This window comes from Hoeflea sp. (assembly GCF_039975035.1).
Lineage (GTDB): Bacteria > Pseudomonadota > Alphaproteobacteria > Rhizobiales > Rhizobiaceae > Hoeflea.
Genome location: NZ_JBDWHW010000151.1, coordinates 1 through 14,378, shown reverse-complemented (window position 1 = coordinate 14,378; position 14,378 = coordinate 1). Strand labels below are relative to the sequence as shown.

The following is a 14,378-nucleotide window of genomic DNA, read 5'->3' as shown; positions in this document are numbered from 1 at the left end:
CGGTTGCCAAGCAAGGCGTCTTGGCTATAGTGCCGCCCGATCCGGACCGGAGATCGACGGCGACACACTGCCGGCGTTTTCCGGCAGCGCGACAGCCTTGACAATGGCCGGCATGTCCGGGTACTTGCCCGTCGGACGGATATGCGGAGAGGTGGCCGAGTGGTCGAAGGCGCACGCCTGGAAAGTGTGTAGGCGGGGAACCGTCTCGAGGGTTCGAATCCCTCTCTCTCCGCCATCATCTGCGCTAACGCATTGAAATTTGGTTCGTTCTATATCGACCAATGTCGAGCCCACATTCAGCCCCGCACTTTGTCTGCCGTTGGCCGTGCGCTTTTATGATACAGCTTGAGAGATCGTGCGACAGTTCTCGATCAATTGAGGCGAATCGGTACGGTTCGAGTTCGCGCATGACGTGCTAGTTTTTATCCTCTGACTGGGGCGGCTAGGCATAATACGTGGGAATGTAACCCAATCTCAAAACCTCGATCATTTCCCCGAACTGGATGACGCATCAGTCCGACCCGGTGTGGAATCGACAGGTAACGTTTATCATAAAGACCAGTTGCCTAAACTGACCTGAGCAACTGTCTTCACTGCTGATAGCTCATACCGTTTCTGGTCATCGCATGATTCTGACAAGGAGGCGTCTCGCCACAGCAATAATCGCGGTCTTCGCAGCTTTGCCATCATTACGCATTTGCTGATAAACGACCTTCCAGTGGTGATCCCATCGGATTGCGACGAGAGCAGCCATTTACATTGCACGCCTGACTTACTTCTGCCGCCGTGAATTTTGCGTTTTCCCTTGTAAAGTCCTGACTCGCGAGCATGGGGATCTAATCCCGCAAGGCTTGCAATCTGTCGGCGGTCTACTTGGCCGAGTTCCTGTATGGATGCCATCAAGCGACAGGCGACTTGCGGTACAACACCGGGAGCCGAACTGCAATTGCCGGTTCTGTGTTGCCAGGTCCAAGTTAGCGTTAATGTGGGCATTGATCTGCCTTTGCAACGAATCCCTGCGTTTTATCAACGACCGGATCGAAGCCTTCAGATCCCTGCAAATGAAGGCATCGGTTGCAACGGAAAGGCGGTTATGAGACCGCTCGCCCGGATGTCAGGCTGGGGCGCAATTCCGGCTCCGGCAGCCGTACCGGCCCTGCCGGGCCAACTGCGGCGGCCTGCAGCAAGGGCCTGGCAGCCGGCTGCGGCGGTCACGCCAGTTTGCGCGCAGACGTCGCATCAACTGTCCGCTTGCCGGACTTGCCATCGAATGAGCGAAGCAATGTCGAAATGGTATCACCGTCGACCGGGCGGAAATAGTGATAGCCTTGCGCCAAGGGACACCCGATCTCCATCAGCCGGGCTGCCTGATCGGTGGTCTCGATGCCTTCCGCGATGATGCCTATCCGCATTTTGTGCGCCATGCTAATCAACGCCTCGACAATGGCGCTGCAGGCGGTGTCCGTCAGCAAGCAATCGACAAAGGACTTGTCGATCTTGATATAGTCGAGCGGAAAATCCTTGAGGTGACTCAAGGAGGCATATCCGGTCCCGAAATCGTCGAGCGCGACCTGTATGCCCCGCGCTCTGAGGCGGACAACCTGGCTGGTCACCTCCTGATCCATCAGAACATTCTCGGTGACTTCAAGCTGGAGATAGCTCAACGGCACATTGTGAGCCGCGAATGGTCTCCGCAGACGTTCTTCGAGATTACCGCGCTGAAAATCGACCGTGGACAGATTGAGCGCGACATGACGCAGCTCCAGCCCCTGATCCATCCAGTCGCGCATGGCGCTGGCAATCTGCTCCAGCATGCATCCGGTCAGGCGAAACGCATTCTTGGAGTCGGTGAGCCCCATGGCAAAAGCACCGGCACTGATCACCTCCCCATCCGGGGTACGGATCCGGGCCAGCGCTTCAACACCGACGATCTTTGCCTTCTTCATGCAAACCACCGGCTGAAAATGGGCAAACACCCGGTCTTCGTCCAGCGCCTTGTCCAGCAGGGCGATCTGCTCGACACGGCGCTGAATGGACGTCCGCAAGCCGGGGTTGAAATGGATGTATTCACCTCTTGCCGTCTGCTTGGCGTGGTAGAGAGCCAGATCGGCATTCTGACGCAGGATATCAGCGCTGGCGCCATCCTGGTCACTGACAACTCCACCAATGGTCACCTGCGGAATGATGGTGTTTCCTTCGCATTCGTAATGCCGTTCCATCTCGCTAAGCAAACGGTCCGCGAGTTCGGCCAGAGACGGTGCGTTCCTGCATTTGTGGCAAATGACCGCGAACTCATCACCTCCAAGCCGAAACACACCGGCATCCGCATCGACATTGGCAAGGCGGTGGCCCACCTCCCGGATCAGGCCATCACCGACCGAGTGACCCATGCTGTCATTGACCTGTTTCAGGTTATCGATATCCAGCAACAAGAGCCCGAAACTGTGCTCCGGGGCGGCCATGTTTCTTGAAACCACCTCATCAAACGCATAACGATTATGCAGCCCGGTCAGTTGATCATGATAGGCCAGATGCTGCAGCCGCCGGCTGACTTCGGCCCGTTCCATTGCGATGGAACAAAGATGCACGCAGGTATCGACGAGCTGACGCTCCATCACACTCGGTCCACGGGAGTTGAGGTAGTAGAATGCGAATGTGCCAACGACCCTGCCCTCCGGCGATTTGATCGGGCTGGACCAGCAGGCCTTGAGCCCCATCGGAAGGACAAACTCCTTGTGGTCCGCCCAGCGCGGGTCGGTGGCGATATCGACAACTTCAACCGGCGAGCCGAAATAGGCTGCGGTGCCGCAGGAGCCGACCTCTGGCCCGATTGTCAACCCGTCGAGAGCCTCTCCATAGCTTGCAGGCAGGCTGGGTGCGGCAACCGGGTGGAGCAATCCTGCCGCATCAACCGAAGCGATTGTGCAATAGACACCCGGCGCCAGAGCCTCGGCGCGACGGCACAGGCTGTCCGCGATCCGGACAAACGCGACGCCCGTGGCAACAGCTTCCAATATCTCGTTTTGAAGTACCGACAATTCGGATTCACGTTTGGCGCGCATCGACTGTTCCCCGTGTGCAACCCCGACACCAGAACACAAGCGGATTTCGATTTTCTTTCCGAAGGCCTGAAACACCCGCATTGCGAGCAACAGGCCCAGGGAAGGTGTCACAATGGTTAATGCTTGCTTGCCACAATGGTGAAGCAAACTCACGGTCACTCGGCGGATAACGCACATATCACGACACAGACTGAATTATCAGCCACGCCCCTAACTGCGTGCCTTTGAAACACTCTTTCGGCTGACGCTTCTGCGTTCCGGCCATTGCATTGACCATCCCAATGCAGCGCTCCAACGAACCGGAGCGTCCTGGCATCGCAAAATCGTCAATGCTGCGTTAACCGAATATCTCTGTGACCGCCCGCCAGAGGGCGGCTGCCAGAGCATCGAACGGTAGCATCTGCGCGAATGTTTCAACCAATTGATCCATGTCAATGGGTCGTGAAAATCTAACACTATCCTTTTGAACTGGAACCTGCTGAAAATGAACGGCAGTGCTGGTCGAGGGACGCTTGGCCAATTTCTCCTTGGTATTGCAAACCCAACCCGGAGGTCATCATGAGCATTATATGGAACAAGACCGGCCACATCGCTGCCGCCATGGCATTCTTTCTCGCCTCGGCAACGGCCGCCTCGGCATTCACCGCCTGTCAGGTCACCGACACCGGTGGCATTGACGACAACAGTTTCAACCAAACCGCCTGGAAGGGCGTTCTCGACGCCAAGGAGAAGCTTGGCATTGAGGGCCGTTATCTCGAATCCCAGGCCGAGACCGACTATGAAGCCAATATCAATTCGTTGATTGGCGGCGATTGCGATGTGATCATCACGGTGGGCTTCCTGCTGGGCGATGCCACCAAGACCGCCGCGCTGGCAAATCCGGAGCAGGAATTCTCGATCGTCGATTTTGCCTATGATCCGGCTGTCCCCAATATTCTGGGCCAGGTCTACGCCACCGATGAAGCTGCGTTTCTCGCCGGCTATCTCGCTGCAGGCATGAGCAAAACCGGTGTGCTGGGTGTCTTTGGCGGCATCAACATTCCGCCGGTGACGATTTTCATGGATGGCTTCCATGCCGGCGCTGGCTATTACAATGAACAGAAGGGCACTTCGGTTTCCGTTCTCGGCTGGGATCCGAAGTCCCGTGAAGGGCTGTTCACCAATAACTTCGATTCGCTTGACGATGGCCGGGCCTTTGCCCAGAACCTTTACGATGAAGGCGCTGACATCATTGTTCCGGTCGCGGGTCCGGTGGGGCTTGGCTCTGCCACGCTGGCCTCGGAACTTGGCCCGGACAAGCTCAAGATCATCGGCGTTGATGCCGATCTCTATTTCACCGATCCGGAGCACAAGGAAGTCTATCTGACGTCGATCACCAAACGGATGGACGCAACCGTGTTCGACGTGATCAAGCAGTCCATGGACGGCAAGTTTGAAGGTGGCATCCTGCTCGGATCGCTGGAAAATGGCGGTGTTGATCTGGCGTCGTTCCATGACATGGAAGATGCGGTGCCTGCAGAGTTGAAGCAGGAACTCGAGACCATTCGCGCCGGCATTATTGACGGCTCGATCAAGGTCGCTGCGGAGTAATCCGCTTCGCTTGAAGACTGCGGTGCAGGAATCATCCCTGCGCCGCAAAGTGCCAGGGAGCGTGACATGGATGTTGAACTGCGCGGGATCACCAAGCGCTTCGGGCCGGTGGTGGCCAATTCGGGTGTCAATTTGACAATCCGCAGCGGCGAAGTGCTCGGGCTCCTGGGTGAGAACGGCGCCGGCAAATCGACATTGATGAATGTGCTGTGCGGTCTTTACCGTCCCGATGAGGGCGAGATCCTGATCGATGGCAAGCCGGTTCGTTTTGACGGGCCCGGCGAAGCAATCGCGGCTGGCATCGGAATGGTGCATCAGCATTTCATGCTGGTACCGGTTTTCACCGTGGCTGAAAACGTGGTGCTGGGCGTCGAGCCTACCGGCAAGCTGGACTATCTGGATCTGGATACGGCCCGTGCTCAAGTGCTCGACATTCGCGAGAAATACGGTCTTGCCGTGGATCCTGACGCGCTGATTGAAAACCTGCCGGTCGGCGTTCAGCAACGGGTGGAAATCATCAAGGTGCTGTTCCGCTCCGCCGAGGTGTTGATCCTTGACGAGCCGACTGCGGTGCTCACGCCTCAGGAGGTCGAGGAGTTCTTCGAAATCGTCAAATCCCTGCGCGATGCAGGCAAGGCTTTGGTGTTCATTACCCACAAGCTCAATGAAATTCTCGAGATCGCTGACCGGATCAGCGTGTTGCGCGGCGGCAAGATTGTTGGCGAGGGCGATCCGGCAACGGCGACCACGACAGATCTGGCGGAGATGATGGTCGGTCGTCCGGTCAGCTTCGACGTGGTCAAGCAACCTTTCCAGCCGGGCCCTGTGCTGGTGGAGGTCGATGACCTGGTGGTGCTCAATGAGAACGACACTGTATCCGTCGATCATCTGAGCTTTTCGATTAAAAGCGGCGAGATCGTCGGCATTGCCGGTGTGCAGGGCAACGGCCAGACTGCGCTGGTAGAGGCTCTTGCGGGTGTGCGCGAGGTTGTCGGCGGTTCGATTCGTTTCGCAGGCCAGGACATTACCCGGGCTTCGCCACGCGCGCGGCACAGGATGGGCATCGCCCATATTCCCGAAGACCGCCAGCGGACCGGGATTATTCCCGGTTTTACTGTCGCCGAGAACATGGTGCTCGACACCTATTATGACGAGAGGTTTTCCTCGGGCATGCAGATCCACTGGGACAAGGTCCAGGAGAATGCGGCCCGGAATTCGGCGGAATTTGATGTTCGAACCCCGTCCGTGTTCACCGCCGCCGGAAATCTATCGGGCGGCAACCAGCAAAAGCTGGTGATCGCCAGGGAGATGTCACGCGACACCAAATTCATGATCGCCGCACAACCGACCCGTGGTCTCGATGTCGGATCGATCGAATACATCCACCAGCGGCTGATCGATGCGCGGGACGAGGGCGACGGTGTGCTGATCGTGTCCTCCGAGCTTGACGAGATCATGGCGCTGTCGGATCGGATTCTGGTGATGTTCAAAGGCAAGGTGGTCGCAGAATTTGATGCCAGCAAAGGGGCGGTGGACAAGAATGCCGTCGGATTGGCGATGGCGGGGGCAGTGGTATGAGCGACAGCAAAACCGACATCATCATCCAGAATCTGTTGAAACGTGCAGCACCCGGTCGACACGAATTTGAAGACCTGGTCATCGTGCCGTTGTTCGCAATTGTTGCGGCGCTGGTGCTTGGCGCGCTGACCATGCTGGCGACCGGTGTGGATCCGGCAACGATCGCCCGGTCCTATCTGGCGCTGTTGCAAGGCTCGGTTGGATCGATCAATGCGATTTCGGAAACACTGACCGCGGCAACCCCGCTCATCCTCGCCGGACTGGGGTTGGCGCTCGGTTTTCGCGCCGGGCTTTTCAATATCGGCGCCGAAGGCCAGATCCTGATGGGCGGAATGGCGGCGGTGGTCACCGGATTCAGCTTTTCCGGGCTTCCGGTTTTCGTGCTTTTGCCGCTTTGCCTCTTGAGCGGGGCATTGGCGGGAGCATTTTATGCGGGGATCGCCGGTTGGCTTCGCGCTGCCACCGGTGCCCATGAAGTCATTTCCACGATCATGCTCAACCTGATTGCCTACCGGTTGATCGACTATATGCTGCGGCTGCCGTTTGTGCAGCGCTCGGGACGCAACGATCCGATTTCCAAGTCGGTTCCGGACCACGCGGAATTGCCGCGATTGCTGGACTGGATTGATCCCAACCTTCGCGTTCATGCCGGCATTTTGCTGGCGCTCGCGGCGGTTGTTTTCGTCTATTGGCTGCTGTTCAAGACCAAGATCGGGTTTGAATTCCGGGCCAGCGGCGCAAGCCCGGACGCGGCACGCTTCGCCGGCATGCGATCAGGCCTGACAATTGTTCTGGCGATGGCTTCGGCCGGCGCGCTGGCCGGTCTTGCCGGGACAGTGCAGGTGCTCGGTGTGCTCGACAGGGTGACGCCGGGCTTTTCCGCCGGCATCGGCTTTGACGCCATTGCGGTGGCGTTGCTTGGCCGGTCGCATCCCGCCGGTGTGCTTCTCGCCGGGCTTTTGTTTGGCGGGCTCGAAGCCGGCGGCCGGCAAATGCAGGTCGACGCCGGGGTCAGCATCGATCTGATCGGCATCATCCAGGCGCTGATCATTGTCTTCATCGCAGCACCGCTGCTGGTGCGTGCAATATTCCCCTGGGGCTTTCGAAAGCCCGCAACAGATCAGGGTAAGTAACAGTCATGGCGATGACCGATCAAACGACTTCCACCTCTGTGTCTGCCCTCGACATCGGCAAGCAGAAACATGCCAGAATTGTCGGCGCCGTGCTGATTGCACTGGCTGTGCTGGTGGCGCTGGTTTTCGGAGCAGGCAGCGATGGCAATGCGGTGTTCCGGCTGTCACGGCCAACCGACGCGCTTGTGCTTCCCAATCTGAGCGTACCGGCGATGCAGTTCAATTACATCATTGCCGGACTGCTGGCGTTTCTGGGCGTGCGCCAGTTTCTTCGCGGCGGTGTGCGCTGGTCGTCGCTGTCGCTCGGCATCGGTCTGGCATTGGTGGTTGTGACCTTCCTGGTCTGGGCAACCGCAGGCAAGGCGTTTTCGCTCACCGGAATGCTGCAGGCAACGATGGTACGCGCGGTGCCGATCGCGCTCGGCGCCCTTGCGGGTGTGCTGTGCGAGCGCGTTGCGGTCGTCAACATCGCGATCGAGGGCATGTTGTTGGCTGGCGCATTTGCCGGAGCCTTGATCGGATCGCTGCTGGGCGGAATTGCCGGACTGGCGGCTGCTGTGGTGGTTGGCGGATTGTTCGGATTTTTTCTGGCTGCACTGGTGGTCACATACCGGATGGACCAGATCATTGCCGGCGTGGTGATCAACCTGTTTGTTCTCGGATTGACGTCCTATGTCAGCAGTCAGGTGTTTCAGGAATACCGTTCGCTGAACAACGCACCGGTGTTCCGGGCGATCAAGATTCCGCTGCTCGGCGATATCCCGGTGATCGGCCCGATGCTGTTTTACCAGAATATTTTCGTTTATGGCGCGCTGATCATGGTGGCGGTGGCAACCTATTACCTGTTCCACACCCGGAGCGGGCTGAGGGCGCGGGCCGTGGGCGAGCATCCGCGGGCTGCCGACACGCTTGGCATCGATGTCTACAGAACCCGCTTCATTCACGTCACACTCGGCGGCATGGTGGCGGGTTTTGGCGGGGCATGGTTCACGCTTGGTTCGGTTGGCCGGTTTGATGAAAACATGACCGGAGGGCGCGGCTACATCGGACTTGCCGCGATGATCTTTGGCCGCTGGCACCCGGTGGGGGCGCTGATGGCTGCGCTGGTGTTCGGCTTTGCCGATTCCATGCAGCAGAAGCTGGCCTTGCTGCAAACCCCGATCCCGTCGGAGTTTCTGGCGATGTCGCCCTATATAGCGACGATCATCGTCGTGGCAGGCTTTGTCGGCCGGGCGCGGGCGCCGGCAGCCGATGGACAGCCCTACATCAAGGAATAGGTGCACGCCCGGTGGCATTGTTAACAGCGTCGTCACTTAAAAACTCAGCAGAATCACCGATTGGCGCAAGAGGCTTGTTTAGGCGGTGTGTGCAGCCGCTTCCATCCGCTGGTCGCGGCCGGCTGGCCCAGAACATGTCGGGAAATGGGAAACACATCCTATGCGGACCAGTTCAAGCGGTATGACTGGCAGACCGAGGAAGACGCCTTCATGGACGGCTACAAGGGCAATCCGGAAGTCACCTACGACCGTTTGCGTGCGATGGGCAACAACGGGGTACAGGAACCCGTCACAGGCTTTGCCGACGGCGAACTCATCGGCACCGAGCGCCTCTATACCGACGGCAACTTTACCAGGCATGGCCGCGAGGACAAGAAAGCCCTGTTCTGTGCGGCCAGATGGCGAGGCTGGCAGGCTGCTGGAAAGGCGCGCGAGAAAGAGAACCACAACTTCTGGATCAACAATGTGCGCGCCAACATCTTTTGGTGGAATCAGTTCCTCGATCAGGATAACGACTTTGTCCAGGACCGGTTTCCTTACCCCGTTCATCGAAACGAACGGCGAGAACATGGCGGAACTCAGCATCGGAGCTGGTGATCTTATCGAGATCAGCAACGAGAACGGTGCGACTCAGGGCATGGCCTATCCGACCGATACGGCCAAGCGCGGACATGTGGCGATGGTGTTCGGATCTCCTGCCGGCAGCTAGGGCAATGTGGTCAATCTGGGCGTCAATGAGTCCTGCCCGACTACAAGCACACCTTGGGCAATATTCGCAAAATCGCCAATGCGACGCCTCGGTCGAAGAATACGTCCTTCAAGTCGAAGGAATACCGATCGGCCTGAGTCCCTGCAATCAGGCCCGCCGCGGGCAACCGCGGCGGGCCGCTTCGTTTCAAGAGATCGTCATGGCCATCAATGCCGAAACGCGAAGCCCACCCATTTCTCAATGTCCATCCGTAAAGCGGGGACGGGTTGTTTGCGTCGATATCGCTTCGAAGAAGGCGATAGCGGCGGCCCGGACGGTTGCAGGCATCGAGGCAGTGAATTTGAATGATGCTGTCGGCCGGATTTGCGCGCGACCCGTCCTGAGCGTTCTCGACCTGCCGTATTTCGCCAATTCGACCATGGATGGCTACGCGCTCAACCGGCAAGAATTGACCGAGGCCGGACCCTGGACCCTGCCGGTCTCCGGACAGCTTGTTGCCGGCGCTGCAGAGGTGCCGCGGCTTGCCCCCGGTTCGGCCATACGGATCATGACAGGAGCACTGATCCACAATGGAGCGGACTGCGTTGTCATGCAGGAATAGTGTGAACGGCAGGGCGACAAGATCACCTTCCGCGAAAAGCCTCCACACGGCAGGCATATCCGCCTTCCCGGCGAGGAAGGCCACATGCTTGACGTGCTGCAGCGCGAGACGGCTGAACTCGAAGTGCTGATGGTTGCGATGCGCCCGGGCAAGCCTGTGACGGTGGGCAGATTGGGCTCTGCACTGTATTTCGGGCTTCCCGTAAATCCGTATGCCTGTGCCATAACCTTAATGCAGATCGCATGGCCGGCAATCCGCAAGAAAGCTGGTCTTGAGCCGGACACGGGGGAAGGCTTTGAAAGGCGTCGCTGATTTCGGCTATACCTGCAGACAGGGCCGTATCGAGTACCTTGCGGTATCCTGGTCCCGTACCGATGAATTCGGGCGCCCTTTGCTTGAACGCCTCGGCTGGGGGGCATCCGCCAGTCTTCTGCCATTTGCGATGGCACAGGCTATTGCGACCGTGCCCGCCGATATCAGCGAGGTTCGGCCTGGCGATATTCTTGCCCTGCAGCCGGTTGATTTCAGATCGCACCGATTGCAGCCATGTGCCGGTGCCATCCGGCCCGCGCCGTTATCGTGCACAGACCGCGGCATTGGGGCGCCAATCAAAAAGGCCACCCTTTGAGATGGCCTTCGTGAATTCCAGCGCCGGTTGGACGCCTGCCCGATCGCTTCGCGAAGGATCGGGACTTGTCAGTATCACCGGCTCTTCAGAGGCTGCTCCGAAGTCCGGCAATCCGAATCGTACGAACCGGCTTATGGGAATCACTCGACATCGGATCACCTCCTTTCACTTGTTAAAGACAACCCAGTCTGTATCGGGATCTGACTGATTGCAAGGGGCAAGTGGCATTCAGGGACCAGCCGCCCAGCTGGATTTTGCAACTCGCCTTCAGCGGCGCCCAGTTGAAAACGATGCCGCCGGACCCGGCATTGATGGCGAACTTCACCTCGAAGCAGCGCTTGATCGTGGCCATCGCACCGAGGCGGCTTTGACGGCCTGGCCTTGAAGCGGCCGCTCACGCTGCCGCCCTTGCGCACGACCATGTAAGACACCGTTCCGGGTATGCTGGTGAAGCTCCAGGCGGTTGATTTTTCAGGCGCCGGACAGGCGGTGGACGCCGGTGATTTGATCGCGAACTGCGCGGATTTGACAATCATCGGCCCGTCCTGCGGCGCGGAGATGGCGATGGCGCTCAGTATCATGGTGGCTTTCATCGTGGCGTATGCCTTTTCCCGAATGGGATGATCCGGTCTTGCACCACATCAGCTGAATCCTTGCAGCCCCCGTGCTTCATCCGCCCTTCATGAAAAAGCCCGCCTGAATTGATCGGGCGGGCTCCATGTTGAGTTTACGGCAAATCTGTCGCCCGGTATTCCGGGTGACAGGTCAGCCCTTCTTGTTTTGACGGTTGGCGATCAGATCATCGACAACGCCGGGATCGGCCAGTGTCGAGGTGTCGCCCAGCGCGCCAAATTCGTCTTCGGCGATCTTGCGCAGGATCCGGCGCATGATCTTGCCTGAGCGGGTTTTGGGAAGACCTGGCGAGAACTGGATCTTGTCGGGCGAGGCGATCGGGCCGATTTCGTGGCGAACATGGTTCACCAGAGCCTTCCTGAGATCATCGCCGCCTTCCTGGCCTTCCATCAGGGTGATGTAGCAGTAGATGCCCTGTCCCTTGACGTCGTGCGGATAACCGACCACCGCGGCTTCCGAGACGGAATCATGCGACACCAGCGCACTTTCCACTTCCGCCGTGCCCATGCGGTGGCCCGACACATTGATCACGTCATCGACGCGCCCGGTGATCCAGTAATAGCCGTCTTCATCGCGGCGGCAGCCGTCGCCGGTGAAGTATTTGCCCTTGTAGGTCGAGAAGTAGGTCTGGATGAATCGGTCATGATCTCCATAGACCGAGCGCATCTGACCTGGCCAGGAATCCGTGATGCACAGATTGCCTTCTGCCGTGCCTTCCAGCACATCGCCGTCGCTGTCAACCAGTTGAGGCTCCACGCCGAAGAACGGCCGCGTTGCCGATCCGGGTTTGAGAGCGGTGGCGCCCGGCAGCGGCGTGATCATGATGCCGCCGGTTTCGGTCTGCCACCAGGTATCGACAATCGGGCATTTCTTGTCGCCGACGACGTTGTAGTACCATTCCCAGGCTTCGGGGTTGATCGGCTCGCCGACGGAGCCCAGCGTTCTCAGCGATTTGCGCGAGGTCTTTTGGACATGCGCGTCTCCGGCCCCCATCAGCGCGCGAATAGCCGTTGGCGCGGTATAGAAGATGTTGACCTGATGCTTGTCGACCACATCCCAGAACCGGCTCGGCGAGGGATAGTTCGGCACACCTTCAAACATCAGTGTGGTCGCGCCATTGGCGAGCGGCCCGTAGACAATGTAGGAATGCCCGGTCACCCAGCCGACATCGGCGGTGCACCAGTAGATGTCGCCTTCGTGGTAATCGAAGACATATTCATGGGTCATCGAGGCATAGACCAGATAGCCGGCGGTGGTGTGCAGCACGCCTTTCGGTTTACCGGTCGAGCCTGATGTGTACAGGATGAACAGCGGATCTTCGGCCTTCATCTTCGCAGGCGGGCAATCCGGTTTCGCCGCGGCAACAGCCTCATGGTACCAGATATCCCGCGCATCGAACCATTCGATCTTGCCGGCGGTGCGCTGAACAACCAGCACGTTCTTGACGATAACGCCATCGCGTTCGGCGATCTTGATGGCAAGATCGGCATTGTGCTTGAGCGGAACTTTCTTGCCGCCGCGAAGGCCTTCATCGGCGGTAATGACGAAGGTTGATTCGCAGTCGCTGATTCGGCCCGCCAGCGCATCGGGCGAAAATCCGCCGAAAACAATCGAGTGAATTGCGCCGATACGCGTGCAGGCGAGCATCGCATAGGCCGCTTCGGGAATCATCGGCATGTAGATGGTGACCCGGTCACCCTTTTTAACGCCACTGGATTTCATCACATTGGCAAGGCGGCAAACCTGGTCGTAAAGCTCGCGATAGGTGATCTTCTTGTCATCATACGGGTTGTCGCCTTCCCAGATGATCGCCACCTGATCGCCGCGCTTTTCAAGGTGACGGTCGATGCAATTGTAGGAGACATTGGTCAGCCCGTCTTCAAACCACTTGATCGCCACCTTGCCGTTAAAACTGGTGTTCTTGACCTTGGTGTAGGGTTTGAACCAGTCAATCCGCTTGCCGTGCTTGTCCCAGAACTTGTCCGGATCCTTGATGCTTTGCTTGTACCATTTCTGGTATGTCTCATCATCAATCAACGCTCTGGATTTTGCGTCTTTCAGGACTTTGTACGTTTTCTGTGACATGTGAACCTCCTCACTAACGGGCACGCGCTTCCGCGCCATCTTAAGCCCAACCCGGCTTTCATGGCGACCATTAATACCAGCGAAGTCCGTCGCGGCAATTAGACATTGGGCCGGTTTGCGAAACCATGCCGCGCCAATTGCAATTGGCCGGGCTTGCGGTTATAACGACGCCGATTTCCCGGAAATGGTGGTTTCATCCACGGCCCGCGCCCCCGGAGCGGACGGACAGGAGGATTGTATTCATGGCACAGCAGCTTCTCATGCCTAAGGCGACCGCCGTCTGGCTTGTCGACAACACTGCATTGAGCTTCGATCAGATCGCGCAATTCTGCAAGCTTCACCCGCTTGAGGTGAAGGCTATTGCCGACGGCGAAGCCTCGCAAGGCATCAAGGGTCTCGACCCGGTGGCGACCGGACAGCTTGCGCGCGAGGAAATTTCTCTCGCTGAAGCCAATCCCGAGCACAAGCTGAAACTGTCCGAGCCGAAGGTTCACGTGCCCGAAGCCAAGCGCAAGGGACCCCGCTATACTCCGGTATCCAAGCGGCAGGACCGGCCCAACGCCATTTTGTGGCTGGTTCGCAATCACCCTGAACTCAAGGACGCGCAGATCTCGCGTCTGGTGGGCACCACCAAGTCGACCATTGAGCAGATCCGCGGTCGCACCCATTGGAACGCCGCCAATCTGACGCCGATGGATCCGGTCACGCTGGGTCTGTGCACGCAGATCGACCTTGATCTGGAAGTGGAGCGCGCCTCCAAGAACCGCGGCGCGGCCTCGGAAGCCGAGCACGGCAGTGTGCTGGTCTCCGCCCGCGAGACTGAATCCGCGCATCTGGCAGGGGAAGATGACGGCGAGAAGGAAATCGATGCCGATGCGGTCTTCGCCAAACTGACCTCGATGAAACGCAGCGAACCGGAAGACGACGACGAAAGCTGAGAACCTCTCAAGGCAGAACCGCAAGGGCCCGGCAGTGCCGGGTCCCGAAATCCGACAAACCTCCAGCGCCAGCCGGAGGTTTTTTTGTTTCAAGCTTATAGGGTGCGGCACAACAGCAGCCAGGCACCATGATCCTTGAGACAG

General features: G+C 58.5%; 12 protein-coding genes and 1 tRNA gene. 10 read left to right on the top strand and 3 right to left on the bottom strand.

Annotated features, from left to right (window positions below; genetic code table 11):
• Positions 1–145: 145 nt before the first annotated feature.
• Positions 146–235 (top strand) — tRNA-Ser (locus tag ABJN75_RS13270).
• 976 nt (positions 236–1,211) lie between these two features.
• On the opposite strand, the gene ABJN75_RS13265 is transcribed toward ABJN75_RS13270, so the two are convergent.
• A complete protein-coding gene (locus ABJN75_RS13265) occupies positions 1,212–3,062 on the bottom strand; it encodes an EAL domain-containing protein (RefSeq protein WP_348440069.1) in 1,851 nt (616 codons plus the stop codon).
• A 558-nt stretch (positions 3,063–3,620) separates the two neighbouring features.
• Here ABJN75_RS13265 and ABJN75_RS13260 point away from each other — a divergent pair.
• The 8 genes from ABJN75_RS13260 to ABJN75_RS13225 all read left to right on the top strand — a co-directional run bounded on the left by ABJN75_RS13260 (position 3,621) and on the right by ABJN75_RS13225 (position 10,262).
• Entirely contained in the window at positions 3,621–4,652 is a 1,032-nt protein-coding gene (locus ABJN75_RS13260) for a BMP family ABC transporter substrate-binding protein (protein ID WP_348440068.1), read from the top strand.
• Positions 4,653–4,718: 66 nt separating this feature from the next.
• Positions 4,719–6,230 carry an ABC transporter ATP-binding protein gene (locus ABJN75_RS13255; RefSeq protein WP_348440067.1) on the top strand — a complete coding sequence of 504 codons (1,512 nt, stop codon included), beginning with the start codon at positions 4,719–4,721 and terminating at the stop codon, positions 6,228–6,230.
• The gene (locus ABJN75_RS13250; protein ID WP_348440066.1) at positions 6,227–7,363 is read left to right on the top strand and encodes an ABC transporter permease; all 1,137 of its coding nucleotides are present in this window, start codon (positions 6,227–6,229) and stop codon (positions 7,361–7,363) included. The genes ABJN75_RS13255 and ABJN75_RS13250 overlap by 4 nt, the downstream gene beginning before the upstream one ends.
• 5 nt (positions 7,364–7,368) lie before the next feature.
• Positions 7,369–8,640 (top strand): ABC transporter permease, encoded by a 1,272-nt coding sequence (locus tag ABJN75_RS13245; protein WP_348440065.1) that lies wholly within the window; start codon positions 7,369–7,371, stop codon positions 8,638–8,640.
• 60 nt (positions 8,641–8,700) lie between these two features.
• On the top strand, positions 8,701–9,237 hold the full coding sequence (locus tag ABJN75_RS13240; protein WP_348440064.1) for a hypothetical protein: 537 nt from the start codon (positions 8,701–8,703) through the stop codon (positions 9,235–9,237).
• The gene (locus ABJN75_RS13235) at positions 9,158–9,349 is read left to right on the top strand and encodes a molybdopterin dinucleotide binding domain-containing protein (protein ID WP_348440063.1); all 192 of its coding nucleotides are present in this window, start codon (positions 9,158–9,160) and stop codon (positions 9,347–9,349) included. The genes ABJN75_RS13240 and ABJN75_RS13235 overlap by 80 nt, the downstream gene beginning before the upstream one ends.
• A gap of 199 nt (positions 9,350–9,548) precedes the next feature.
• Entirely contained in the window at positions 9,549–9,950 is a 402-nt protein-coding gene (locus ABJN75_RS13230; RefSeq protein WP_348440062.1) for a hypothetical protein, read from the top strand.
• An 84-nt stretch (positions 9,951–10,034) separates the two neighbouring features.
• A complete protein-coding gene (locus tag ABJN75_RS13225; protein ID WP_348440061.1) occupies positions 10,035–10,262 on the top strand; it encodes a hypothetical protein in 228 nt (75 codons plus the stop codon).
• Positions 10,263–10,733: 471 nt separating this feature from the next.
• Here ABJN75_RS13225 and ABJN75_RS13220 read toward each other — a convergent pair whose 3' ends face one another.
• Positions 10,734–11,171, bottom strand: coding sequence for a hypothetical protein (locus ABJN75_RS13220; protein WP_348440060.1), 438 nt, complete (start codon positions 11,169–11,171; stop codon positions 10,734–10,736).
• A gap of 172 nt (positions 11,172–11,343) precedes the next feature.
• Entirely contained in the window at positions 11,344–13,296 is a 1,953-nt protein-coding gene (gene acs, locus ABJN75_RS13215) for an acetate--CoA ligase (RefSeq protein WP_348440059.1), read from the bottom strand.
• Positions 13,297–13,538: 242 nt separating this feature from the next.
• Here acs and ABJN75_RS13210 point away from each other — a divergent pair, with 242 nt between their 5' ends.
• Positions 13,539–14,234, top strand: coding sequence for a DUF1013 domain-containing protein (locus ABJN75_RS13210; RefSeq protein WP_348440058.1), 696 nt, complete (start codon positions 13,539–13,541; stop codon positions 14,232–14,234).
• The last annotated feature ends 144 nt before the right edge of the window (positions 14,235–14,378 follow it).